This is a genomic window from Streptomyces sp. NPDC102406 (assembly GCF_044765725.1).
GTDB lineage: Bacteria > Actinomycetota > Actinomycetes > Streptomycetales > Streptomycetaceae > Streptomyces.
The window spans coordinates 528,965-551,795 of sequence record NZ_JBIWKP010000004.1 but is presented as its reverse complement, the minus strand read 5'-3'; the positions used below and the strand labels follow the sequence as shown (position 1 = coordinate 551,795).

The 22,831-nt window shown below is 73.3% G+C and carries 19 protein-coding genes, 1 tRNA gene and 1 pseudogene; 11 read left to right on the top strand and 10 right to left on the bottom strand.

The features are described from left to right. Window positions 1-83: 83 nt before the first annotated feature. Entirely contained in the window at window positions 84-578 is a 495-nt protein-coding gene (locus ACIRF8_RS20665) for a DUF309 domain-containing protein (RefSeq protein ID WP_404216827.1), read from the bottom strand. Window positions 579-696: 118 nt separating this feature from the next. On the opposite strand from ACIRF8_RS20665, the gene ACIRF8_RS20660 reads away from it, so the two are divergent. Both ACIRF8_RS20660 and ACIRF8_RS20655 read left to right on the top strand, forming a co-directional pair. Then, window positions 697-770: transfer RNA gene (locus ACIRF8_RS20660), tRNA-Pro, on the top strand. Window positions 771-859: 89 nt separating this feature from the next. Then, window positions 860-1,753 (top strand): aminoglycoside phosphotransferase family protein, encoded by an 894-nt coding sequence (locus tag ACIRF8_RS20655; RefSeq protein ID WP_404216826.1) that lies wholly within the window; start codon window positions 860-862, stop codon window positions 1,751-1,753. A 12-nt stretch (window positions 1,754-1,765) separates the two neighbouring features. Here ACIRF8_RS20655 and ACIRF8_RS20650 read toward each other — a convergent pair whose 3' ends face one another. Beyond that, entirely contained in the window at window positions 1,766-2,866 is a 1,101-nt protein-coding gene (locus tag ACIRF8_RS20650) for a mechanosensitive ion channel family protein (protein WP_404216825.1), read from the bottom strand. Window positions 2,867-3,479: 613 nt separating this feature from the next. On the opposite strand from ACIRF8_RS20650, the gene ACIRF8_RS20645 reads away from it, so the two are divergent. Both ACIRF8_RS20645 and ACIRF8_RS20640 read left to right on the top strand, forming a co-directional pair. Next, window positions 3,480-4,724 (top strand): aspartate aminotransferase family protein, encoded by a 1,245-nt coding sequence (locus ACIRF8_RS20645; protein ID WP_404216824.1) that lies wholly within the window; start codon window positions 3,480-3,482, stop codon window positions 4,722-4,724. Between the two features lie 72 nt (window positions 4,725-4,796). Further along, a complete protein-coding gene (locus ACIRF8_RS20640; RefSeq protein ID WP_404216823.1) occupies window positions 4,797-6,260 on the top strand; it encodes an NAD-dependent succinate-semialdehyde dehydrogenase in 1,464 nt (487 codons plus the stop codon). Window positions 6,261-6,309: 49 nt separating this feature from the next. Here ACIRF8_RS20640 and ACIRF8_RS20635 read toward each other — a convergent pair whose 3' ends face one another. Next, window positions 6,310-7,467, bottom strand: coding sequence for a hypothetical protein (locus ACIRF8_RS20635; RefSeq protein ID WP_404216822.1), 1,158 nt, complete (start codon window positions 7,465-7,467; stop codon window positions 6,310-6,312). Further along, on the bottom strand, window positions 7,464-8,708 hold the full coding sequence (locus tag ACIRF8_RS20630; protein WP_404216821.1) for a hypothetical protein: 1,245 nt from the start codon (window positions 8,706-8,708) through the stop codon (window positions 7,464-7,466). Before ACIRF8_RS20630 ends, ACIRF8_RS20635 begins: the two co-directional genes overlap by 4 nt. A gap of 313 nt (window positions 8,709-9,021) precedes the next feature. On the opposite strand from ACIRF8_RS20630, the gene ACIRF8_RS20625 reads away from it, so the two are divergent. Together ACIRF8_RS20625 and ACIRF8_RS20620 are read left to right on the top strand one after the other, a co-directional pair. Continuing rightward, a complete protein-coding gene (locus ACIRF8_RS20625; RefSeq protein WP_404216820.1) occupies window positions 9,022-9,933 on the top strand; it encodes a YceI family protein in 912 nt (303 codons plus the stop codon). Window positions 9,934-9,973: 40 nt separating this feature from the next. After that, window positions 9,974-10,401 (top strand): annotated as a pseudogene (locus ACIRF8_RS20620) (NAD(P)-dependent oxidoreductase); the annotation flags it as partial. Between the two features lie 5 nt (window positions 10,402-10,406). Here ACIRF8_RS20620 and ACIRF8_RS20615 read toward each other — a convergent pair. The 3 genes from ACIRF8_RS20615 to ACIRF8_RS20605 form a co-directional block, all read right to left on the bottom strand. Then, entirely contained in the window at window positions 10,407-11,015 is a 609-nt protein-coding gene (locus ACIRF8_RS20615; RefSeq protein WP_404216819.1) for a hypothetical protein, read from the bottom strand. Between the two features lie 378 nt (window positions 11,016-11,393). Next, window positions 11,394-11,570: a hypothetical protein gene (locus tag ACIRF8_RS20610; protein ID WP_404216818.1), complete on the bottom strand. Its 177-nt coding sequence runs from the start codon at window positions 11,568-11,570 to the stop codon at window positions 11,394-11,396. Window positions 11,571-11,661: 91 nt separating this feature from the next. Next, window positions 11,662-12,471 (bottom strand): SAM-dependent methyltransferase, encoded by an 810-nt coding sequence (locus tag ACIRF8_RS20605; protein ID WP_404216817.1) that lies wholly within the window; start codon window positions 12,469-12,471, stop codon window positions 11,662-11,664. 158 nt (window positions 12,472-12,629) lie between these two features. Here ACIRF8_RS20605 and ACIRF8_RS20600 point away from each other — a divergent pair, with 158 nt between their 5' ends. Continuing rightward, window positions 12,630-13,478 carry a GNAT family N-acetyltransferase gene (locus tag ACIRF8_RS20600; RefSeq protein WP_404216816.1) on the top strand — a complete coding sequence of 283 codons (849 nt, stop codon included), beginning with the start codon at window positions 12,630-12,632 and terminating at the stop codon, window positions 13,476-13,478. 10 nt (window positions 13,479-13,488) lie between these two features. On the opposite strand, the gene ACIRF8_RS20595 is transcribed toward ACIRF8_RS20600, so the two are convergent. Continuing rightward, window positions 13,489-14,244, bottom strand: coding sequence for a crotonase/enoyl-CoA hydratase family protein (locus ACIRF8_RS20595; RefSeq protein WP_404216815.1), 756 nt, complete (start codon window positions 14,242-14,244; stop codon window positions 13,489-13,491). 92 nt (window positions 14,245-14,336) lie between these two features. On the opposite strand from ACIRF8_RS20595, the gene ACIRF8_RS20590 reads away from it, so the two are divergent. Then, complete coding sequence (locus ACIRF8_RS20590) at window positions 14,337-16,229, top strand: ABC transporter ATP-binding protein (RefSeq protein ID WP_404216959.1); 1,893 nt, start codon at window positions 14,337-14,339, stop codon at window positions 16,227-16,229. A gap of 83 nt (window positions 16,230-16,312) precedes the next feature. Beyond that, window positions 16,313-19,066, top strand: a complete 2,754-nt coding sequence (locus ACIRF8_RS20585; RefSeq protein ID WP_404216814.1) for an AAA family ATPase — start codon at window positions 16,313-16,315, stop codon at window positions 19,064-19,066. A gap of 245 nt (window positions 19,067-19,311) precedes the next feature. Here the strand turns inward: ACIRF8_RS20585 and ACIRF8_RS20580 are convergent, their stop codons facing one another. Continuing rightward, window positions 19,312-19,668: a PRC-barrel domain containing protein gene (locus ACIRF8_RS20580; RefSeq protein WP_404216813.1), complete on the bottom strand. Its 357-nt coding sequence runs from the start codon at window positions 19,666-19,668 to the stop codon at window positions 19,312-19,314. A 126-nt stretch (window positions 19,669-19,794) separates the two neighbouring features. Here ACIRF8_RS20580 and ACIRF8_RS20575 point away from each other — a divergent pair, with 126 nt between their 5' ends. Both ACIRF8_RS20575 and ACIRF8_RS20570 read left to right on the top strand, forming a co-directional pair. Further along, window positions 19,795-20,688, top strand: a complete 894-nt coding sequence (locus ACIRF8_RS20575; RefSeq protein WP_404216812.1) for an NAD-dependent protein deacetylase — start codon at window positions 19,795-19,797, stop codon at window positions 20,686-20,688. Window positions 20,689-20,759: 71 nt separating this feature from the next. Further along, window positions 20,760-21,410 carry a GNAT family N-acetyltransferase gene (locus tag ACIRF8_RS20570; protein ID WP_404216811.1) on the top strand — a complete coding sequence of 217 codons (651 nt, stop codon included), beginning with the start codon at window positions 20,760-20,762 and terminating at the stop codon, window positions 21,408-21,410. A gap of 18 nt (window positions 21,411-21,428) precedes the next feature. Here ACIRF8_RS20570 and ACIRF8_RS20565 read toward each other — a convergent pair whose 3' ends face one another. Next, window positions 21,429-22,658 (bottom strand): cytochrome P450, encoded by a 1,230-nt coding sequence (locus ACIRF8_RS20565; RefSeq protein ID WP_404216810.1) that lies wholly within the window; start codon window positions 22,656-22,658, stop codon window positions 21,429-21,431. Window positions 22,659-22,831: the final 173 nt, after the last annotated feature.

Sequence of the window (22,831 nt, the reverse complement as noted above, 5' to 3'; positions counted from 1 at the left end):
CGACGCATGCGGGTGGGGCCGGACCGGTGACGCCGTGGCGCCGTAGGGGTGCTGTCCCGTCCGCGGGCGGGCCCCCGCTCTCCCTACGGGGTTCCCCTCAGCCTGGGCGCCGAGGCCGCCGCGGTCACCGAGGCGCCCTGTTCCACCCGGTCGGCGAGCGCCCGCGCCCAGCGGACGACCCCCTCCGTGTCCAGGCCCCCCGGCGCCTCGCCCGGCCACGCCGCCAGACCGTCGGCCCCCCGGCGCAGCAGTCGCGCGCCGCCCGTCGCGTTGCCGCGCGCCGCGTGGGTGAGGCCCACCGCCGTCTGGGCCAGCGCCCGCCACAGGCCGCGCTGCGACTCGGGCCCGGACTTCCAGGCGTCCTCGAAGACCTCGTGGGCGTGGAACGGGCGCCCCGCGTCGAGCAGGTCCTGTGCCTCGGCGACGGTCTCCACCGGGCCGCGCACGACGCCCTCGGGCTGACGGTCGACGCCCGGGGAGCCGTAGGGGAGGGGGCGGCCGAGACCGTCGCGGGGGCGGGCGTTGCGCGCCCGGCCCGCGTCGTCGCGGTCCCGGTCACCACGGTGCGAAGTGCTCATACGACCGATTCTCGCGCACGTCAGCGGAGAGCCGCGGAATCGGTTTCAAACCACCCGTGAGCTTGCGGTATTGTTCTGTCTGTCGCCGCCGGACGGGGTACCGGAAGGCAGTCGGCATCGGGACGTGGCGCAGCTTGGTAGCGCACTTGACTGGGGGTCAAGGGGTCGCAGGTTCAAATCCTGTCGTCCCGACTGAAGAAGTCGCAGGTAGGGGTCACCTTCGGGTGGCCCCTACTTCGTTTCGCTAGGCTTTCGCGTCGATCCCGCCGCGAAAGGTGACCATGGACGTTCGCAAGCTGCACCCCGACGAGGCCGACATCGACGAAGCGCTCGTCCGGGCCCTGGTCGCGGACCGCTTCCCCCGGTGGGCGGGGCTGCCGCTGCGCCACGTCGACTCGCACGGCACGTCCAACGTCCTGTTCCGCCTCGGCGACGAGTACGTGATCCGGCTGCCGCGCGTACGCGGCGCGGTGCCGGACAAGAAGAGCCTGAGCACCTGGATGCCGTTCCTCGCCGCGCGGCTGCCGGTCGCCGTGTCCGAACCCGTCGCGGAGGGCGGGCCCGGGCACGGATACCCCCACCCGTGGGCCGTGCACCGCTGGCTGCCCGGCGCCGTCCCGGTCGTGGGGAGCCTCCAGAAACCGGAGGCGCTGGCCGACGACCTCGCCGCCTTCGTCGCCGCGCTGCGCCGCATCGACACCGCGGGCGCCCCGGAGGCGTACCGGGGCCGCCCGCTCGCCGAACGGGACGCCGACACCCGCGCGGTGCTGGAGCGGCTGAGCGGCGCGATCGACTCCGGGGCGGCGCTCGCCGTCTGGGACGCCGCCGTGCGGACCCCGCGCGGCCCGCACCCGGACGTGTGGCTGCACGCCGATCTCCAGCCCGGCAACCTCCTCGTCGACGACGGACGGCTCAGCGCCGTCATTGACTTCGAGTGCATGGGCACGGGCGACCCGGCCGTCGACCTCATCGTCGCCTGGTACGTCCTCGACGCCGGACCCCGCCGCCGCTTCCGCGAGGCCGTCGCGATCGACGCGGACGCCTGGGAGCGCGGCCGGGGCTGGGCGCTGACCATCGCCGCCCATGAGTTGGCGTACTACCGGGAGTCCAATCCGTTCATGGCGCGGACCGCCGAGCGCGTCATCGGCGAGGTGCTGGCCGAGCGCGGCGACTGACGGAGCACCGGACTACAGGCCGGATACGACCGAGGGGCCGGCGGCTCCCGAGCTGTCGCGCTGGTGCGGGATGACGACCGGCGCGCTGCCCTGGGCCAGGGCGACCGTCCGCGTCGGCGCGGGGATGCGGATGCCCTCCTCGCGGAAGCGCAGGTGCAGGCGCTTGATGAACTCGTGCTTGATCCGGTACTGGTCACTGAACTCGCCGACCCCGAGGATCACGTTGAAGCTGATCCGGGAATCGCCGAACGTGTGGAAACGGACCAGCGGTTCGTGGTCCGGGACCGCGCCCTCCACGTCCTTCATGATTTCCGTGACGACCTCCACGGTCACGCGCTCGACGTGTTCGAGATCGCTGTCGTAGCCGACGCCCGCCTGCACGGTCAGGGTCATTTCCTGCTCGGGACGGCTGAAGTTGGTCATGTTCGTGCCCGAGAGCTGCGTGTTCGGAATGATCACGAGGTTGTTGGAGAGCTGCCGCACCACCGTGTTGCGCCAGTTGATGTCGACGACGTAGCCCTCCTCGCCGCTGCTGAGCCGGATGTAGTCGCCCGGCTGCACGGTCTTGGAGGCCAGGATGTGCACGCCCGCGAAGAGGTTGGCGAGCGTGTCCTGGAGGGCGAGCGCCACGGCGAGGCCGCCCACGCCGAGGGCGGTGAGCAGCGGGGCGATGGAGATACCGAGCGTCTGGAGGACGACCAGGAAGCCCATCGCGAGGACCACGACCCGGGTGATGTTCACGAAGATCGTCGCGGAACCGGCCACGGCCGCCCGGGACTGCGCCACCGACCGGACGAGCCCGGTGACGACGCGGGCGGCGGTGAGGGTCGCGGCCACGATGACGAACGCGGTCAGCGTCATGTTCACGGTGCGGCCCGTGCGGGCGGTCAGCGGCAGCGCCTCGGCCGCGATCGCCGCGCCCGCGGCGACAGCGGCCCACGGCACGAGCGTGCGCAGCGCGTCGACGAGGACATCGTCGCCGCCCCAGCGGGTCCGGCTGGCCCGCTCACCGAGCCAGCGCAGCAGGAGCCGCAGGAGCAGCCCGGCCAGCAGTCCCGCGACGAGGGCGACGCCGGCGATGATCAGGTCGTGGAGTTCGAGTCCGCGGGTCATCGGACGCCTCCCGCGCACCGTACTGCGAGGGGGCCGGGTATCTGATGTTTCGTCACGTGCACCTGCTCGGTAGGAAGTCGGACCGGCGCGGACACAGGAGCATCACACGCCGGGCACATCCTGCCGCACACGAACCCCCTCCACCGTCACGAGGGCAACCCTTCGGCCATCCCGTCGCCCCCGCTGCCCCAGCGGCACCGTGCGGGAGTTCGTCCTTTACGGCGTCCAGGGCGCGGCGCACCACCCCCAGTGGCACGCCCTCGCGGCCGAGTTCGGGGTCGAGGGCGAGCGCGTCCGTCCCGGACTCCTCGGCGCGGCGCTTCCCGCCCCAGGAGAGGGCTTTCGCCGCCTCGCCCAGGCCGAGTCGGGGCAGGATGCCCAGTGGACCGTGCCCGCGCGCCCTGTCGTGCGCCGCCATGGCCTGATTGCCTCGGCGCCGGTCGGCCGGGTTGCGCGGGACTGTTGCGTCGCCGCATCGGATCGGGCAGCCCGCCCGTACCGAAATGACGCGGAACTCCAGCGCATCGTGGACGGGGCGCGGGGCGGGGGTGGTCGGAGTTCGTCACACATGCCCCATTGACGCCCGTTCGGCCGGGCGCCGAGGGTGGAGGGCATGACTCGACTGTCCGAGCATCTGCGCCAGGCCACCCCCGTCGTCGCGCAGCGCGGGGAAGGCGTCCATCTCTACGGCATCGACGGCCGCCGCTATCTGGACTTCACCGCCGGGATCGGGGTCACCAGCACCGGCCACTGCCATCCCCGCGTCGTCGCCGCAGCCCAGGAACAGGTCGCCACCCTGATCCACGGCCAGTACACGACCGTCCTGCACGAGCCGCTGCGCCGCCTCGTCGACAAACTCGGTGACGTGCTGCCCGCCGGTCTCGACAGCCTGTTCTTCGTGAACTCGGGCAGTGAGGCCGTCGAGGCGGCGATGCGGCTCGCCCGGCAGGCCACCGGGCGGCCCAACATCGTGGTGGCGCACGGCGGTTTCCACGGCAGGACCGTGGCCGCGGCGTCCCTGACCACGTCCGGCACCAAGATCCGTACCGGGTTCGGGCCGCTCATGGCGGGCGTGGCCGTCACACCGTTCCCGAACGCCTACCACTACGGCTGGGACGAGGAGACGGCCACCCGGTTCGCGCTCCGTGAGTTCGACCACCTCCTCCACACGGTCACCGACCCCGACGACACGGCGGCGATCCTCGTCGAACCGGTCCTCGGCGAGGGTGGCTACGTCCCCGCCAACACGGCCTTCCTGCAAGGGCTGCGGGAGCGCGCCGACCGGCACGGGATCCTGCTGATCCTGGACGAGATCCAGACCGGCGTGGGCCGCACCGGCCGCTTCTGGGGCCACGACCACTTCGACGTGCGGCCCGACGTCCTGATCACGGCGAAGGGCCTGGCCAGCGGCTTTCCCCTGTCGGGCATCGCCGCGCCCGCCGTGCTGATGCACAAGGTCAGGCCCGGCTCGCAGGGCGGCACGTACGGCGGCAACGCGGTCGCGTGCGCGGCGGCCTGCGCCACGCTCGACGTCATCGCGGAGGAGGGTCTGGTCGCCAACGCGGCGGCGATGGGCGCGCGGCTGCGTTCCGGCCTGGAGGACGTCGCCGCCAAGACCCCGGCCATCGGCGACGTACGCGGCCTGGGCCTGATGCTGGCGAGCGAGTTCACGACCCCGGCCGGCGAACCCGACCCGGCGACCGCCCTGCGGGCGCAGCAGGCGGCGGCGGACGAGGGCCTGCTCCTGTTGACGTGCGGCCCGTACGGCAACGTGGTCCGCATGATCCCCGCCCTGGTGGTGACGGAGGCCCAGGTGGACGAGGCGCTACGGGCTTGGGCGTCGGCGGTGACGGCGTAGCCGGCCCCCGCCCCACCACGTCCAGGCTCCCCACGTCCAGGCCCCCCACCTCCCCCGGACGGAGAACGGACCATGACCACACCACCCGGCGTCATCCGAGCCGTACCGAAGCGACTCCACATCGCGGGCGCCTGGCGCCCCGCGGCAGCGGACCGCACCATGCCCGTCGACAACCCGGCCACCGGCGCCCCTCTGTGCGAGGTCGCCGACGCGAGCCCGGAGGACGGCCGCGCCGCCCTGGACGCGGCGGTCGCCGCCCAACGGGAGTGGGCCGCGACCGCCCCCCGCGCCCGCTCGGAGATCCTGCGCCGCGCCCACGAGATCATCCTCGACCGCACCGAGGACCTGGCCCTCCTCATGACCCTGGAGATGGGCAAGCCGCTGGCGGAGGCGCGCGGTGAAGTCGCGTACGCCGCCGAGTTCTTCCGCTGGTTCGCCGAGGAGGCGGTCCGGATCGACGGCGGCTACGCCCTCAGCCCCGATGGTCGCAACCGCCACCTGGTCCTGCGCCAGCCCGTCGGCCCCTGCCTGCTCATCACGCCCTGGAACTTCCCGCTCGCCATGGGCACCCGCAAGATCGGCCCGGCCCTCGCCGCGGGCTGCACCATGGTCCTCAAACCGGCCCCGCAGACCCCGCTGTCCTCCCTCGCCCTGACCGGCGTCCTCACGGAGGCGGGACTGCCGCCCGGCGTCCTCAACACGGTCACCACGAGTGACGCGGGCGCGCTGGTCGAACCCCTGCTGCGCGGCGGCGGCATCCGCAAGCTGTCCTTCACCGGCTCCACCCAGGTCGGCCGGACCCTGCTCGCCCAGTGCGCCGACGCGGTCGTACGGACCTCGCTCGAACTGGGCGGCAACGCCCCGTTCATCGTCTTCGGCGACGCCGATCTCGACGCGGCCGTGGACGGCGCGATGGTCGCCAAGATGCGCAACATGGGGGAGGCCTGCACCGCCGCCAACCGGATCTACGTGCACCGTTCCGTCGCCGAGGAGTTCGGGGCCCGGCTGGCCGCCAGGATGTCCGCGCTGAGCGTCGGGGACGGCACCGCACCCGGCACCGACGTGGGGCCGCTCATCGACGCGGCGGGCCGGGCCAAGGTCGAGGCCCTGGTGCGCGACGCCGTCGACCGCGGGGCGAAGATCCTCACCGGCGGCGAACTCCCGCCGGGCGAGGGCACCTTCTACCCGCCCACCGTCCTCGCGCAGGTCCCGCGCGACGCCGCACTGACCGGCACCGAGATCTTCGGGCCCGTCGCCGCGCTGTTCACGTTCGACGACGAGGACGACGTCGTGCGGGCGGCGAACGACACCGAATGGGGCCTCGTCGGCTACGTCTTCACCCGCGACCTGGACCGCGCGCTGCGCGTCGGCGAACGCCTGGAGACGGGCATGGTCGGCCTCAACACCGGTCTCGTGTCGAACCCCGCCGCCCCCTTCGGCGGCGTCAAGCAGTCGGGTCTCGGCCGGGAGGGCGGCCGGGTCGGCATCGAGGAGTTCCTGGAGTACAAGTACCTGGCCGTCCCCACCGGCTCCTGACCGCCCGTAGCCCACCGCCCCCACCCGCCGCACGCGCGGAGACGGGCCCTCAGACCCGCTCCACCGCGCGGAACCCGGCGAGTCGGGACACCAACGACCGTGCGGGCGGCGCGAGCTCGGCCACCCGCACCACCGCGCCCGCGTTCAGCAGGCCGATGACCGCCGAGAGTTCCGGCCCGGTCAGGCCGGTCTCCAGAACATGCCCGCACGCGGCCACGAGCCGCCGCCCCGCCGTCTCCGCCCACACCACCCGCTCGACGGCCCGCACCGTGTCGTCGTCGGTGAAGTGACCCGGCCGGGCGGGCGGCGGCACGGGCCGCAGCCCGCCGTCCGTCGCATGGAGCAGGGCCTCCCGCACCAGCCGCCGCCGCAGCGCCGCCGGACGCGCCGCCTCCCGATAGTGGGCGAGCGCCTCGTGGAGCACCGGCGGCAGCCCGTCCGCGTCCGCGTCACCCCGTACGAGGATGTCGTCGCCGCCCGGGCGCGACTGCGGGGAGGACGGGTCGGGACCCGGTGCGAGGAGCGAGCGCAGACCGTGCCCCGGCTCGGGCGCGAGCCGCGGGACGCCCAGGTGCACGACGGCCGCCGGTGTCCGGCTCGGCTCGGCGACGTACCGCTGCCCGGCGGGCCAGTAGAGCAGGTCCCCGGGGGCGGGCCGGGCCAGCGACCAGTGCCCGTCCCGCGCGAGGCGCAGCCGAGGGCGCCCCAGCAGGGTGTGGAGGAACGTCGCGCCGGTCGAGGGCGTCGTCCGGTCGGGGCCGCACATCCCGTGGAACAGGGTGGTACTGACCCCGAGCAGCGGTCGGCCGGTGCGGTCCCACAGCCCGGCGAGGAAGTTCCGCGCCCTGAGCCACACAGGATGGTGACAGGTGTGCAGCCCGCGCACGAGCAGGCCGAACGGATCGCGGGCCGACTCGCCCGCTACGAGCCGCCGCTCGTAGCGGGCGAAGGAGCCGTCCTCCGGCCGCGGCAGCAGATCCCCGGGGTCGGTCAGGAGCCTCGGTCCGAGGGCGAAGCTCACCTGCCCGGCCGAGGGGCGGCGCGCCGCGGTGACGGCGCTCTCGAACACCTCGTGCGCCGTGAACGGCGCGGTCGGCAGCGCGGCGCTCCTGATCAGCACGGGCCGCCGGTCCCAGTACGCGTCGAGGAACGTGTCCCAGTCGAACGACTCCAGGACCGCGACGTGGGGTATCAGGACGGGGCTCACGGCCGCGACCCCGCCCCCGGCTGCCCGTCCCGGCCCGGTTCGTCCTCCAGCTCCAGGGCCCGCACCCGGTACAGCTCGCCGACCAGACCGACCAGTTCAGGGCTGTCGGCATGGAGATCGCAGAGTTCGGCGAGCGCGCCCAGGGTGATCCGCGAGACCGTGCCGAGCCGGGCGAGGACCCGGCGCGCGGCCGGGCTGTCGTCACGCCGCGCGTGCCCGTGCGCGGCCCAGATCAGCGGCTCCGATCCCGCCCGTACGCGCACGATGTCGGCGGTGCGGCGTAATCGGTGCCGGGTGGTGAGCGTGATCCCGGGTCTGGGTGGCGGGGCCGGGGTGAGGCCCGCGGCGGAGCGCAGACCGGCCCAGCGCAGCAGCAGCGCGCGCTCGGGCTCGTCGCCCGCGAGGGCGGCGGCGTAGCGCCGGGCGGGCTCGGTGAACCGGCGCGGGGGAGTGAACCGCCCGTCGGGGGCCGCGGGCGCGGGGTGGGGGAGCGTGGGTCGCTCGTCGCCGGGCAGGGGGTGGCGGCGCAGCACCTCCCCCACCACCTCGCCCACGTAGGGCAGGGCCGAGGCGGAGCGGGCCGGCACGGACAGCCGCAGGGTCGTGGACGGCCGCGTACGGTCGTCGGAGTGGGTGCTGCCCGCGGGCCAGTGGACCAGGTCGCCCGCGCGCGCGTGCAGGGTGAACTCGGTGCCGGTGTGCTCGGGCCGCACCCGCACCGTCAGGGAGCCGTCGAGGACCCAGGTGAGCGCCGCCGTGTCGGGGCGGGCCCCGAACTCCTCGGGGGCCTGGTGCCGGGCGCCGACCGCCAGCTCGGCGGTGACGGGCAGCGGCGGGTGGCCGACGTGCCGCCACAGCTCCGCCATGGTGTCCCGGACACGCGACCAGAGCGCGAAGTCGAGCCCCAGCGCGTTCTCCGCCGTCAACAGCCATCCGCTGTCGCCGAGTTGGCCGGAACCGGTCAGGCGGGCGGCGTAGGCGGCGGGGGTCAGGTCGGCGGGGGAGGGCAGCAGCGGTCCGGGGTCGCGCAGGACGCCGTCCGCGACGGCCAGCCGGATCCGCGTCGGTGGCGGGGCGCCGGCGGCGGCCACCAGGAGGCGGTGCGCCGCCGCCGCGTCCAGGCCGGGCAGGGGTGCGCCGGGGACGACCACCGGTTCCTTGGCCCAGTACCTCTCCGCGAAGTGGCGCCAGGCGTCGGCGGGCGGGGCAGGCGCGCGGAAGGGTTCGCGGTCGTGGTTCATCGGGGGTGGGATCTCCTCGGTCCCCAGGGCCCGTCCTCAGGCTCCCCTGCCCGGCCCGGGGCGGCGTGACGGGCGTGGTGACCTTGTCAGAGGCGTTCCGGCGCCGTCAACGGCCCGGGGTGAAGCCGCGCACATCTGGCGCGGAACGTGCGGCGCCCCGACGCGGGTGGCCCGCCCGGGACTGCCCGAACGTGTGGATCTTGTGAAACGCCGGGCGACGGAGAACGGAATAAGGGATTCCGCCGCAATTGCGCAGGTGGCGGCCATGGCAAGGTGAACGCGGAACGTCAAATGCACCGGAAAGGTCCTCCCCATGCCTCTCGCCCTGTTCCGCCGGAAGCGGGCCGGTTCCGCCGTACGGGGTGCCGGTCTCGCGCACCCCGTGCCGCCCGGTGCGGGCGCCTTCCACTGCCAGGTCACCGACCCCCTCGGACAGCCCATGCGGGGCGCCGAGGTGACTGTCACGGAGACCGGCTCGAACGCCGAGGCGGCGAAGGCCACGACCGACCCGTACGGCCTTGTCTTCCTCACGCTGCGGCCCGGCCGCTACGGCGTGCTCATCGCGGCGGAGGGCCTCCAGCCGCACCAGCAGACGTTCGACGTGCTCCCCGACGCGACCGCGCCCCTCACCTCGGTCCAGCTCCACCCGGGCCGCGCCCCCGAACTCCCCAGCCCCGGCACCTGGCTCTTCGACCCGCCGCACACCGCGATCCGGTTCATCGCCAAGCACGTCGGCATGGCCCATGTGCACGGCCGCTTCACCCGCTTCGAGGGCGGCATCCACGTCGCGCGGAACATGGCGGACTCCCGGGTCGAGGTACGCATCGACGCGGCGTCGATCGACACGGGCAACAACACCCGCGACAACCACCTGCGCTCGGCCGACTTCCTGGACGTCGAGCGCTACCCCTACGTCCACTTCTCCTCCGACCGCTTCCTCTACCGCGGCGGCTCCAAGTGGACGCTCCAGGGCGCGCTGACGATGCACGGCGTCAGCCGCACGGTCGACCTCGACACGAACTACCTGGGCGTCGTCAACGGCGGCTACGCGGAAGAACTGCGCTGCGCGGCCCTCGCCACGGCGGAACTCCACCGCGAGGACTACACGCTGAACTGGAGAAGTATGCTGGCCCGCGGCATCGCGGTCGTCGGCCCCACGGTGAAGCTGGAACTGGACGTACAGGCGATGTACCGCAGCCACGACACGCCTACGCCGCCGGAGTAGGCGGCCGTTCGCGGCCCCAGGCGGCCGGCGGCCGGAGCGCGTCGTTGAGGCGCCGGCCGACACCGACCTGTCCGACAGGGGCCTGGTCGACCTGACCACCCGCACCCCTGCCCAGGACCGTGCCCGCGCCGAGTGGGCCCGCGAGCGCGGCGCCCACTACCTGGACGGCGGGATCATGGCCGTACCGCCGATGAACGGCGTCCCGGAAGCCGGCGGCTACGTCCTCCGCAGCGGCTCGCGGGAGCTGTTCGAGCGGCACCAGGAGGCCTTGGCCGTCCCGGCGGGCACCACCTACGTCGGCGAGGACACGGACTTCGCCGCCCTGCACGACATGGCCTGCTCAGCGCCATGTACGGACCGCTGCTCGCCGATTGGCTTGTCGCGATGGCGCCGGCGGTTCACCAGACCGCCGACCATCTGCGCAGCGGCGACTGCACCAAGGACGTCGTCCCCGACCTCCGTGGACAGAACACCTAGTCCCAGCCGCCCATCAGGCCACTGTTCAGTTGTGCCGTGCAAATGTTGTAGCTGCCCGACGCGTGCCCCTTCTTCGTCTCGTCGCCGACCGTCACCGAGCAGTTGATGTCGCCACCACCCTGCAACTGCGCGGAGATGTGGAAGTACAGGGCGTCATCGTTCAACGACAGCGTCTTCGTCATCGGCAGCCCCGACCCGTCCCGGTTGTCACTGTCGCTGCCGTAGGTCGTGTTCACGCCGGCCGGCGCCGACCCCCACACCTTGAACACCACCTTCCCGGTCGCGGCCTTGTCCGCCGCGGGCTTCTCGGCGGGCGTGGCGGCCTTCGGCTTCGATGTCTTCGTGACGGTGACAGTCGGTGCGGGCTTCGCCTTCTCGCCCTTCGCCGCCGCGGCCTCCGTCACCGTCACAGTCGGCTGCGGCTTTGCGTCGGCCGACGTCTTTTCTTCGTCGCCACCGGACGACCCGATCCCCACCCCGACGAAGAGGATCACGAACGCTGCCGGGATGACGAACCGCTTCTTCGCCCACTTCGGGCCTGAGGCGGGCGGGAAGCCCGGTCCGGTGAACGGCGGTTGCGGCGGCGGCGATTGGTTGTACGACATGAGCCCCCCAAAGGAAGTGCGATGACCCATGACGGTAGGGGCAGATGTAACGCCCATGGAGGAAAGATGCTGAAGTTGTGACGAGAATGTGAAGGTGCAACCAGTCGTGGCGACCTCCGTGCGCGGCGCCTCGCGCTCCGGCGGTGGGGGAGTGGTCGGCCGCGGCCGGAATCGCGGAGGTGCCCGCTCTGTGGAAGGGTGGGAGGCGAAATGTCCCGTATGTCCTGGCGGCTCCGTTGGGGGCCGTACCGCAGGGCGTGCGGGTGATCGTCCGTCCAAGCCCTAGGGAGGCGTCATGTCCTCGAAGCGCCGCCGCAAGAAGAAGGCCCGCCGCAAGCACGCCGCGAACCACGGCCGCAGGCCGCAGTCCTGAGCGGGTCAGGCCCTCTGCACGAGTCCTTCACCGGCCACCGAGGCCCACTCCGTGACCAGCGCCTCGTACTCCGCCCGGTCCTCCGCGGTCAACTGACCGCCGGTACGCGCCCAGAGGTCGCGGATCTGCTGGTTGACCACATCGGCGGAACGGGCGGAGCGCGGAGTGGGAGTGGAGGACATGTGAACGAGGGTAGGGGATCGGCGCCGTTGAGCGCGCCTCACCGTCACGTGGTCATCGCCATGTGTGATGTTCGCCATTCCGCGCAACCTCTCACGGTTTGCGCGCGACCCCCGCGTACAGCGGCACGGCGGTCCCGTCCCGCTCCTCGTCGACGGCCAGCTCCGCATGCCAGTCCGGCAACCAGACCACGCCCGGGTCCAGCAGCTCCAGGCCCGCGAAGAACTTCGCCATCTCCGCACGGGAGCGCGGCACCAGCGTGACCCCGCTCGCCGCGTACATGGCGACGGCCCGGCGGGTGCGCTCCTCGTCGTGGTCGGAGGCGAGTTGGGACAGGGCGAGGTAACTGCCCGAGGGCAGCGCGTCCACCAGCGTACGGACGATCTCGTACGCGCCCTGCTCGTCGGGGATGAAGTGCAGCAGCGCGATGAGCGAGACCGCGATCGGACGGTCGAAGTCCAGGATCTCCCGGGCCAGGTCGAGGATTTTTCGCGGTTCCCTGGCGTCGGCCTGGAGGTAGCGGGTCACGCCCTCCGGGGTGCCGCGCAGCAGGGCTTCCGCGTGGGCCAGCACGATCGGGTCGTTGTCGACGTAGACGACGCTCGTCTCGGGCGCCGCCGTCTGGGCGATGCGGTGCAGGTTCGGCTCCGTCGGGATGCCCGTGCCGATGTCGAGGAACTGGCGCACCCCGAGCCGCGCCGCGAGCATCCGCGTCGCGCGCTGCATGAACCAACGGTTGTGCCGGGCCCCGTACTTGGCCGTCGGCTCCATCGCCGTGATCTGCCGCCCGAGCTCCTCGTCGACCGGGTAGTTGTCCTTGCCGCCGAGGAACCAGTCGTACACCCGGGCCGGATGCGGCTTGCTGGTGTCGATGACGGAGGCGGCGAGGGACGGGTCGGTCATGGGTCAACTCCCGGGTCGGCGCGGCGCGTTCGAGCGTACGTCCGATCATCCTGCCGTACGGGTGTGACGTGCGGGGCGAGATCGGGGAGGATGGCCGGCGCCCGGCTCACGACAGGCGGGTGAGCGGGAGCGGTGCCGACGCGAACAGGAGCAGGCGCATGAATGAGGTCCCTGGGCGGCTCGACATCTCCCGGGCCGGTCCCGCCGACTGGCCGGTGATCCACGGCTGGGCCGCCGAGGAGGGATGGAACCCAGGCGACCGCGACGGCGTCAGTTTCTTCGCGCAGGACCCCGACGGCTTCTTCCTCGGCCGGATCGACGGCGAGCCCGTGTCGGCGGTCTCCGTCGTCACCTACGGCCCCGACTACGCCTTCCTCGGCTGTTACCTCGTCCGGCCCGACCTGCGCGGCCTCGGTCACGGACTGGCGACCTGGCGGGCCGGGCTCGCGCACGCGGGCGGCCGGACCGTCGGGCTCGACGGCGTCGTCGCCCAGCAGGACAACTACCGCAGGTCCGGGTTCCGGCCGGCCCACCGCACCATCCGCTTCACCGGCACCCCCGAGCGCCCGGGCCCCGCCGCCCCCGGCGGGGTCGTGCCCGTCGGTGACGACCTCGACCCCGTCCTCGCGTACGACCGCACCTGTTTCCCCGCGGACCGGCCGCGCTTCCTGCGGTCCTGGCTCACCACGGACGGGCACACGGCGCTCGCCCGCGTCGTCGACGGCCGCGTCACCGGGTACGGCGTGGTGCGCCCGGCGCGCGAGGGGCGGCGCATCGGGCCGCTCTTCGCCGACACCGCCGCCGACGCGCTCGCCCTGTTCGACGCCCTCGCGCCCGGTGCCGGGCCGGTCAGCGTCGACGTACCGGAGACGAACGCCGAGGCCGTCGCGCTCGTGACGTCCCGCGGCCTGAGCGCCGGGTTCGAGACGGCCCGTATGTACACCGGACCCGTCCGCCCCTTCGCCCAGGACCGCGTCTTCGCGGTGACCACCCTCGAACTCGGCTGAAAGCCTGGCGTCACCGCCCGTGCCGCCCCTCCCCGGCCGCGAACCGCTTCGCGCCCTCCAGTCCCTCCGTCAAGACGCCCGCCCCGTACCGCAGTTCGCCGCGCATGGCCGTCACCTCGTCCAGGCCGCCCTGCTCACGCACCGAGGCCCGGTCGCTGCGCAGGCAGGCCTGGGGGAGCGCCGCGAGTTCCGCGGCCAGTTCCTCGGCGGCGGCGCGCGCCCGGCCCGGCGGCACCAGGCGGTTGGCGAGGCCGATCTCGTACGCCTCGCGGGCGGGGACGGGGCGGCCGGTCAGGATCAGGTCCATGGCGCGGCTCTCCCCGATGAGGCGCGGCAGCCGCACCGTGCCGCCGTCGATCAGCGGGACGCCCCAGCGGCGGCAGAACACGCCGAACACCGCGTCCTCCTCGGCGACCCGCAGATCGCACCAGAGGGCCAGTTCGAGGCCGCCCGCCACCGCGTGACCGCTGACGGCCGCGATCACCGGCTTCGTCAGTCGCAGCCGGGTCGGGCCCATCGGGCCGTCGCCGTCGGGCGCCACGCGGTTGCCGTGCTCGGTGCCGACGGCCTTGAGGTCCGCGCCCGCGCAGAACGTGCCGCCCTCACCCCACAGGACCGCCACCCTCGCCGACTCGTCCGCCTCGAACTCCCGGAACGTGGCTGCCAGTTGAGCGGCCGTCGGCCCGTCCACCGCGTTGCGGGCCCCGGGGCGGGCCAGGACGACGGTGGTGACATGACCTCGGCGTTCGACGCGGACGGCAGGCATGGGGGGATCCTCCCACGCGCGCCGCGCCCGGGTACGTCCCTCGTTCTGTTGACCTCAAGATTGGTTGAGGTCCTAGTGTCTTCCCCATGAGCATGGAAACGACAGCCTGGACGCAGTTGCACAGCGTGATGAACGCGCAGAACGGCGGACCGGACAAACGCCCCTTCGCCCGCGCGACCCTGCGCCGGATCGCCGCCTTCGCGCGCCCGCACCGGCGCCGCATCATCCAGTTCGTGATCCTCAGCATCCTCGGCGCACTGCTCGCGGTGGCGACCCCGGTCCTCGCCGGTCATGTCGTCGACGCGATCGTCGGCGGCAAGGAACAGGGCGAAGTGATCCAGCTCGCCCTGCTCATCGCCGTCATCGCCGTCGCCGAGGCGGGACTCGGCCTGCTCGCCCGCTGGCTCTCCGCCAACCTCGGCGAAGGCCTCATCCTCGACCTGCGCACCGCCGTCTTCGACCACGTCCAGCGGATGCCCGTCGCCTTCTTCACCCGCACCCGCACCGGCGCCCTCGTCTCCCGGCTCAACAACGACGTCATCGGCGCCCAGCGTGCTTTCAGCAACACCCTGTCCGGGGTCGTCGGCAACATCGTCACCCTGCTGCTCACCCTGGCTGTCATGCTCACCCTGTCCTGGCAGATCACCCTGCTCTCCCTCGTCCTGCTCCCCGTCTTCGTGCTGCCCGCCCGCCGCATGGGCACCCGGATGGCCCGGCTCCAGCGCGAGGCCGCCGCCCACAACGCGGCCATGGGCACCCGGATGACCGAACGGTTCTCCGCGCCCGGCGCCACGCTCATCAAGTTGTTCGGCCGACCCGAGGAGGAATCGGCCGAGTTCGCCGCCAGGGCACGACGCGTCCGCGACATCGGCGTCCGCACGGCGATGGCCCAGTCGGCGTTCATCACGGCACTGACCCTGGTCTCCGCCCTCGCCCTGGCCCTCGTCTACGGCCTCGGCGGCTACTACGCCCTCGACGGCACCCTGGAAGCAGGCGCCGTCGTCTCCCTCGCCCTGCTCCTCACCCGCCTGTACGCGCCGCTCACCTCCCTGGCGGGCGCCCGCGTCGAGGTCATGAGCGCCCTGGTCAGCTTCGAGCGCGTCTTCGAGGTGCTGGACCTCAAGCCGCTGATCGACGAGAAACCGGACGCACGCGAGGTCCCGGACGGGCCGGTCGCCGTGGAGTTCGACGATGTGCGCTTCGGCTACCCCTCCGCCGACAAGGTCTCCCTCGCGTCCCTCGAAGAAGTCGCCTCGCTCGACACCCGGGGCGGCGCCGAGGTCCTGCACGGCGTGAGCTTCCGCGCCGAACCCGGCCAGACCATCGCCCTCGTCGGCTCCTCCGGCGCGGGCAAGTCGACCATCGCGCAACTGCTGCCCCGCCTCTACGACACCGACGCGGGCGCCGTCCGGATCGGCGGCGTCGACGTACGCGACCTGAGCGCACCGTCGATGCGGGCCACCCTCGGCATGGTCACCCAGGACGGCCACCTCTTCCACGACTCCGTCCGCGCGAACCTGCTCCTCGCCAGGCCGGAGGCGAGCGAGGAGGAACTGTGGGACGTCCTGCGCCGGGCCCGGCTCGACACACTCGTCCGCGACCTGCCCGACGGCCTCGACACGGTCGTCGGGGAGCGCGGATACCGCCTCTCCGGCGGTGAACGCCAGCGCATGACCATCGCCCGGCTCCTCCTGGCCCGCCAGCGCGTCGTCATCCTCGACGAAGCCACCGCCCACCTCGACAACACCTCCGAGGCAGCCGTCCAGGAAGCTTTGGCCGAAGCCCTCACCGGCCGCACCGCCATCGTCATCGCCCACCGCCTCTCCACCATCCGCTCCGCGGACCAGATCCTCGTCGTCGAGGACGGGCGCATCGTCGAACGCGGCACCCACACCGCCCTGCTGGCCACCGACGGCCGCTACGCCGAGCTCTACCGCACCCAGTTCGCCGGGGACGAACCGGACGGCACCCGGGAAGCCGCGTGAACAAGCCCCGCGCCGCCAACTCCCCCTGAAACGAACCCGTTTCGGCCCTGCGGCGAGGACCCGCCTCCGGTTACCCTGGGTCCATGCTGCTGGGTCGCACAGCGGAATGCGCACGGATAGCCACCCTCGTCGACGACGCACGCACCGGACGGAGCACCGCCCTGGTCATCCGCGGCGAGGCAGGCATCGGCAAGAGCAGCCTGCTCCAGTACGCGCAGTCCGTCGCCGGGGACCTCACCCAGCTCCGCACCCACGGCATCGAGACCGAGTCCCAACTGCCCTACGTGGGCCTCGCCGACCTCTTCCGCCCCGTCACCGACCACCTGCACCGCATCCCGGACCGGCAGGCGGCGGCCCTCACCGGCGCCCTCGCGCTCGGCCCGGCCGTCGCCCAGGACCGGTTCGGCGTCGCCGCCGGCACGCTCAGCCTGCTCGGCGCCGTCAGCGAGGCCGGACCCGTCCTGGTCGTCGTCGACGACGCGCAATGGCTCGACCCCTACTCCCTGGACTCCCTGGCCTTCGCCACCCGCCGCCTCGGCCGCGAAGGCGTCGTCGCCCTCTTCGCGACCCGCGACACCGGCGAGGCCGCCTCCCGGCTCGCCCCGGTCGAGACCCTCACCCTGCGCGGCCTCGACCCCGACGCCGCGCGCCGCCTCATCGCCGACGAACCCCTTCCCCCGCACGATCTCGCCTGGCTCCTCACGGAGGCCCGCGGCAACCCCCTCGCCCTCGTCGAACTGCCCGCCCTGCTCGCCCGCGGCGGCCACCGCCCCGACACCGGAGCACCGCTGCCCATCGGCGAGATCCTGGCCCGCACCTTCCACAGCGCCATCGCCCGACTGCCCGCACCGGCCCAGGACGCCATGCTGCTGCTCGCCGTCCTCGGCCCCCGCCCCCTCGCCGGCACCGAACGCGTCCTGCGCGCCCACGGACTCACCTACGCCTCCCTCGAACCCGCCGAGCGCGCCGGCCTGATGACCGTCGAAGAAGGCGCGTACGTCTTCCGCCACCCGCTCGTCCGCTCCGGCGTCTACCACGGGGCGTCCGCCGTCCGCCGCTGGCGCGCCCACCGCACCGTCGCCCACGCCCTCCGCGACGCCACCGCACCCACCGCCCTGGAGCGCTACGCCTGGCACCTCGCCGAATCCGGCGCCGACCCCGACGAACAGGTCGCCGCCGCCCTCGAACGCGCCGCGTCCGGCGGCCCCGGCAGCCTCACCTTCCCGATCGCCGCCCGCCTGTACGCGCACGCCGCCCGCTTCAGCCCCGAGGGCGAGCAGAAAGCGGGCCGCCTCCTCGCCGCGGCCCGCGCCGCCCAGGCCGCCGGCTCCCTCGACGAGGCCGCCGACCTCCTGGACCGCGCCCTCGGCCACGCCGCCCACCCGCGTACCCGCCTCGACGTACGCCAACTCCGCTGCTACGTCGACATCCAGCGAGGCCGCCCGGCCCGCGCCCGCGAGCAACTGCGCGCCGCCGTCGACGAGGCCCGCCGCGTCGACCCGGGCCTGGCCGCCGTCATGCTCGGCGGCATCACCCTCACCGAACTCGCCATCGGCGACCTCACCGCCGCCCGCGCCACCTCCGCCGAGTCGATGCAGATCACCGGCGCCTTCGGCGACACCCCCGCCGCCCTGCCCGTACGACTGCTGCACGCCCTCGTCGAACTCCTCGGCGGCGACGCGGACGAGGGCCGCGCCCTGCTGCGCGAACTGGAGAAGCCGCTCGCCGCACCGGACGTGACGTTCCCCTACCCCGTCTCCGGCGTCGGCGGCCTGTGCTACCTCGCCGCCGAGGAACTCGACGCAGGACACGCCCTCCTGGACCGCGCCGTGCACGCCGCGCGCGCCGCCAGCACCGTAGGGCTGCTCGCGCATCTCCTCGGCACCCTGTCGGTCGTGGAGTTCTGGCGCGGGCAGTGGACCTCCGCGCTCGCCCACGCCGACGAGTCCGCCCGCCTCGGCGAGGACACCGGACGCGTCATCGAGGTGTGCCGCGCCCTCGCCGCCCAGGCCAAGGCCGAGGCCGCCCTCAACCGCGAGAGCGACTGCCGCCGCCACGGCGACCAGGCCGCCGCGCTCGCCGCCAGCGCCGACCTGCCCATGGACGCCGCCCGCGCCCACGGCGCCCTCGGCCTCCTCGAACTGGGCCTCGGACGCTTCGAGGAAGCCGCCCAACACCTCCAGGCGGTGCGGGAGTTCTCCGTCGCCAACGGTCGCGGGGACGGCCTCTACCTCTCCTGGGCCGCCGACCTCGCCGACGCCTACGCCCACCTCCACCGCACCGACGAGGCGTACGAGGTGCTGCGCGTCCTGGAGCACGAGGCGGGCCGCGGACACCGCCCGATCGCCGCTGCCGCCGCCGCCCGCTGCCGGGGCATGCTCGAACCGGCCGACGCGGAACGCCACATGGACCGCGCGCTGCGCCATCTCGCCGGGGTGGGCGCCCCGTTCGAGCGCGGCCGTACCGAGTTCGCGCGCGGTGAGATGCTGCGGCGCCAGGGCCGGCGCAGCGAGGCGCGGCGCTGGCTGAAGCGCGGCCTCGGCACGTTCGAGCGGCTCGGCGCCGCCGGCTGGGCGGCCAGGGCCGCGGCCGAACTGCACGCGGCGGGCGGCGACCGGGTGCCGACGGGCCCCGCGCCGCTGGACGGCCTCACCCCGCAGGAGCTGCGCGTGGCCCTCGCCGTCGGCCGCGGCGTCACCAACCACGAGGCCGCCGAGCAGCTCTTCCTCAGCGTCAAGACGGTCGAGTTCCACCTCGGCAACATCTACCGGAAACTCGACGGCGTGCACCGCAGGGCCCAACTGGTGCGCCTGCTCAGCCAGTCCGGCGACCCCTGAGCCGCCGGGCCCTCGGCGACCGGGCCCCGACGCAGATCAGCGGGGGCGCTCCCTCGGGCGCCCCCGCTGATCTGTGTCCCCCGTGAGATCCCCCGTTGGTTCCCCCGTGGTCGAAAGCCCCCGTGTGCTTCCGTGTCTCCACAATGGACCCGGGCCGTCGGCGGGGCCACGGTGAAAACCCTGGTATCGCGGACCAGGGGCGTACGCCGGTTGCGGTAGTCGCGGCGGACGGGAGGGGCCGGCCGTCAGCGGCGGGCGAGCCTGCGCTCCCCGCGGGCGCCGGGCTCGAAGGGCAGCTTGTAGTGGTCGAAGACGGCCCACTCCTTCTCGGCGGGCAGCTCACCGTCGGTGTCGATCGAGGGCGCGTCCTTCACCACGTCCTTGGCGTAGTGGATCTTCAGGTACGCCGGTCCCACCGAGGCCCCCATCAGGGGAGCGAACACCAGGCGGCGTCTGGTCGGCAGCCCCACGGTGATGGTGCAGAAGAACGGTTCGTCGGAGACGGTGTCGACATAGACGGACTCCAGAGTGCCGATCTTGTGGCCCTCCGGATCCACCACATCGTGTCCGCGCCAGTCCCGGATGTTCTCTGCCGCGATCATGAGTGACCTCCTGTACCGAGTGGACCGTGTCCGTTGCTGCCTATGTCTTCAGTGTCACCGCTACCCGGTCGCGCGGCGATCACGACCCCGCTCCGGGGATGTCCGCCGATGCGTAAGCTGGCAGGTATGCGCACGCGCCCCACGCTGACCTGGGAACCCGTCGCCGGACTGCCCCCGGCCTCGACCGATCTCGCACCGGTGGTCGATGCCCTGCGGGCGGGCGGCGTCCTCGTGCTGAGCGGCGCGGGGCTCTCCACCGAGTCCGGCATTCCCGACTACCGGGGGGAGCACGGCTCCCTGCGCCGCCACACGCCGATGACGTACCAGGAGTTCACCGGTGACCCGTGGGCGCGGCAGCGGTACTGGGCGCGCAGCCAAGTGGGCCGGCGCGCCCTGACCCGGGCGCGGCCCAACGGCGGCCACCGGGCCGTCGCCACCCTGGCCGGAGCGGGTCTCCTCACCGGAGTGATCACGCAGAACGTCGACGGGCTCCAGCAGGCGGCGGGCCTCGACGACGTCGTCGAGCTGCACGGCAGCCTCCACCGCGTGATCTGCCTCGACTGCGGCGACCTGACGGCGCGCGACGCCCTCGACCGGCGTCTGCGCGCGGCCAACCCGGGGTTCGAGACCGCGGTCGAGCGCCGCGCCGCCGCGTCGCGCGTCAACCCGGACGGCGACGTGGAACTGCCGGACGAGGCGGTCGCGGAGTTCCGCACCGTGCCCTGCGCGGTCTGCGGCGGAGTGCTCAAACCGGACGTGGTCTTCTTCGGTGAGAACGTGCCGCGGGAGCGGGTCGCGACCTGCCGCCGCCTTGTGAGCGAGGCGGCGTCGCTGCTGGTCCTCGGCTCCTCGCTGACGGTGATGTCCGGTCTGCGTTTCGTGCGGCAGGCGGCGCAGGCCGCGACGCCCGTGCTGATCCTCAACCAGGGCCCGGGCCGCGGCGACGCGCTGGCCGCCCACCGCGTCGGACTGCCGCTGGGCCAGGCGCTGTCCGACGTGGTGGCCCGCCTCGGCCTCTGAGCGGCACCCAGAGCGCCGAAACACTGAAAAACCGGCTGCGGGAGCGCTCCCATGCTGAGACCGTGAACGGCATGACATCCGAGACCGCGACCGGCGGGGCCGCGCGGCCCTTCGTCCGCCCCTACCGCCCCGCCGACCGCACCGCGCTGGGCCACATCTGTGTCCGCACGGCACACCAGGGCGGGGACTCCTCGTCCCTCTACCCGGACCCGCAGCTCATGCCGTCGATATTCGCCTACCCCTACGTGGACCTGGTCCCGGAGTTCGCCTTCGTCCTGGACGACGGCGCGGGCACCGCGGTCGGCTACGTCCTGGGCGCGCCGGACACCGCCACCTTCGTCAAGAGGTTCCGCACGGAATGGCTGCCGCGCGTCGCCGAGCGCTATCCCGAGCCGGCGCACGAGGCCCGTACGCCGACGGAGGAGATGATCGGGTTGCTGCACGACCCGGAGCGCATGGTCCGTGACGAGCTGGCCGACTTCCCGGCCCATCTGCACATCGACCTGCTGCCCCCGTGGCAGGGCCGGGGACACGGCCGGGCTCTGATGCGGGCCCTCCTGGAGGCGCTGCACCGGGACGCCGTGCCCGCCGTGCACCTGTGCATGGTGCAGGCGAACACCGCGGCCCGCGCGTTCTACGACCGCCTGGGCTTCCGGCTCCTGACCGTGCCGGACCCGGGCCCCGTCCGGTACCTCGGCCGCTCGACGGCGACCCCGCTCTGACGTCTCACGCGGGAGCGGTCAGCGGGCCGCCGGGCGCAGGATGACGGGCACGCTGGTGTGCCCGTTGCTGATCAGGCTGGGCAGCGGTGCCAGCTCCTCGCGGGGCGTGGCGAGACGGGCGTCGGGGAAGCGGTCGAAGAACTGGGACAGGACGCTGACGACCTCCATCCGGGCGAGCGGGGCACCCAGGCAGAAATGGACGCCGTGCCCGAACGCCAGGTGCTCCTTGTTGGTGCGCGTCGGGTCGAAGCGGGCGGCGTCCTCGTGCCAGTCCGGGTGCCGGTTGGCCGCGCCGTAGGAGGCGAGGATCGCTTCCCCGGCCTTGATCGTCTGTCCGGAGCGCAGGGGGATGTCCTCGACGGCGTAGCGCAGCGGCAGGTGCTTCACGGCGGGCTCGTGGCGCAGGGTCTCCTCGACGATGTCCTGCCAGGTGCAGCGGCCGGCACGGACATGGGCGAGCTGCTGGGGGTCGGAGAGCAGGGTGGTGAGGGCCTGGTCGATGACGTTCACGGTCGTCTCGTACCCGGCGCTGATCATCAGCAGGAGCGTGTCACGCAGCTCGGCGTCGCTCAGGGCGCGGCCGTCGCCCTCCTCGTCGCGGGTGGCGATCAGCAGGGAGGTCATGTCGTCGCCGGGTTCGGCCCGCTTGGCCTCGATCAACTCGGCGAGGACCTGGTAGAGCGTGGCCGTGTTCGCCGCCGCCTCGTCGGCGGACAGGTTGGTGGCGAACACGCGGTCCACCAAGTCCCGGAACCGGTCCCGCCGTTCGGCGGGCACCCCCATCACCTGCCCGATGACGGCGATCGGCAGGGGATAGGCCAAACGCTCCCGTACGTCGACCACTTCACCGGCGGGCAGCGCGTCGAGGCCGTCGAGAAGCCCGGAGACCAGCGCGTCGACGTCGCCCTGGAGCGCGGAGGTGCGGCGCGCGGAGAGCGCGGGGGCGATCATGCGGCGCAGGCGGCTGTGGTCGCTGCCGTAAGCGGTGAACATGTTCTCGACCGCCACCCACAGCGCCAGCGGCCACGTGGCCACCGTGTCGGCGAAGTCCGGCCAGTGCGCACGGGCGTCCTTGGACACCTGCTTGCTCGTCAGGAGCTGCTTGAGCAGGACCGGATCGGAGACGGACCAGGCGCGCACCCCCAGCATGTCCACCATCGTGGCCGGACCCCGCGCGCGTAACGCCTCGTCCTCGGCGTGATGATCGGCGCTGGACGGGTCGAGAACGAGAATCTGCTGGTCGGACACGACGAACTCCTTCTGTGCGCAGGCGCGGGCGGCTCACGGGTGAGCTCCCGATATCGTCGATCAGGCCCGCGCGGCGGGGCAACCTCCTTGTGGGGACTCGGCGTGGGCTTGTTCTACGAGGACCGCGGCTGTGCCAGACCGTCCCGGTGCCCGAACCCGTACACGATCCGTTT

Excerpts from the sequence above, each read along its gene's own strand:
- ACIRF8_RS20665 (WP_404216827.1), bottom strand. The coding sequence starts at position 578 with ATGAGCACTTCGCACCGTGGTGACCGGGACCGCGACGACGCGGGCCGG.
- ACIRF8_RS20655 (WP_404216826.1), top strand. The coding sequence starts at position 860 with ATGGACGTTCGCAAGCTGCACCCCGACGAGGCCGACATCGACGAAGCG.
- ACIRF8_RS20650 (WP_404216825.1), bottom strand. The coding sequence starts at position 2,866 with ATGACCCGCGGACTCGAACTCCACGACCTGATCATCGCCGGCGTCGCC.
- ACIRF8_RS20645 (WP_404216824.1), top strand. The coding sequence starts at position 3,480 with ATGACTCGACTGTCCGAGCATCTGCGCCAGGCCACCCCCGTCGTCGCG.
- ACIRF8_RS20640 (WP_404216823.1), top strand. The coding sequence starts at position 4,797 with ATGACCACACCACCCGGCGTCATCCGAGCCGTACCGAAGCGACTCCAC.
- ACIRF8_RS20630 (WP_404216821.1), bottom strand. The coding sequence starts at position 8,708 with ATGAACCACGACCGCGAACCCTTCCGCGCGCCTGCCCCGCCCGCCGAC.
- ACIRF8_RS20625 (WP_404216820.1), top strand. The coding sequence starts at position 9,022 with ATGCCTCTCGCCCTGTTCCGCCGGAAGCGGGCCGGTTCCGCCGTACGG.
- ACIRF8_RS20615 (WP_404216819.1), bottom strand. The coding sequence starts at position 11,015 with ATGTCGTACAACCAATCGCCGCCGCCGCAACCGCCGTTCACCGGACCG.
- ACIRF8_RS20610 (WP_404216818.1), bottom strand. The coding sequence starts at position 11,570 with ATGTCCTCCACTCCCACTCCGCGCTCCGCCCGTTCCGCCGATGTGGTC.
- ACIRF8_RS20605 (WP_404216817.1), bottom strand. The coding sequence starts at position 12,471 with ATGACCGACCCGTCCCTCGCCGCCTCCGTCATCGACACCAGCAAGCCG.
- ACIRF8_RS20600 (WP_404216816.1), top strand. The coding sequence starts at position 12,630 with ATGAATGAGGTCCCTGGGCGGCTCGACATCTCCCGGGCCGGTCCCGCC.
- ACIRF8_RS20595 (WP_404216815.1), bottom strand. The coding sequence starts at position 14,244 with ATGCCTGCCGTCCGCGTCGAACGCCGAGGTCATGTCACCACCGTCGTC.
- ACIRF8_RS20590 (WP_404216959.1), top strand. The coding sequence starts at position 14,337 with ATGGAAACGACAGCCTGGACGCAGTTGCACAGCGTGATGAACGCGCAG.
- ACIRF8_RS20585 (WP_404216814.1), top strand. The coding sequence starts at position 16,313 with ATGCTGCTGGGTCGCACAGCGGAATGCGCACGGATAGCCACCCTCGTC.
- ACIRF8_RS20580 (WP_404216813.1), bottom strand. The coding sequence starts at position 19,668 with ATGATCGCGGCAGAGAACATCCGGGACTGGCGCGGACACGATGTGGTG.
- ACIRF8_RS20575 (WP_404216812.1), top strand. The coding sequence starts at position 19,795 with ATGCGCACGCGCCCCACGCTGACCTGGGAACCCGTCGCCGGACTGCCC.
- ACIRF8_RS20570 (WP_404216811.1), top strand. The coding sequence starts at position 20,760 with ATGACATCCGAGACCGCGACCGGCGGGGCCGCGCGGCCCTTCGTCCGC.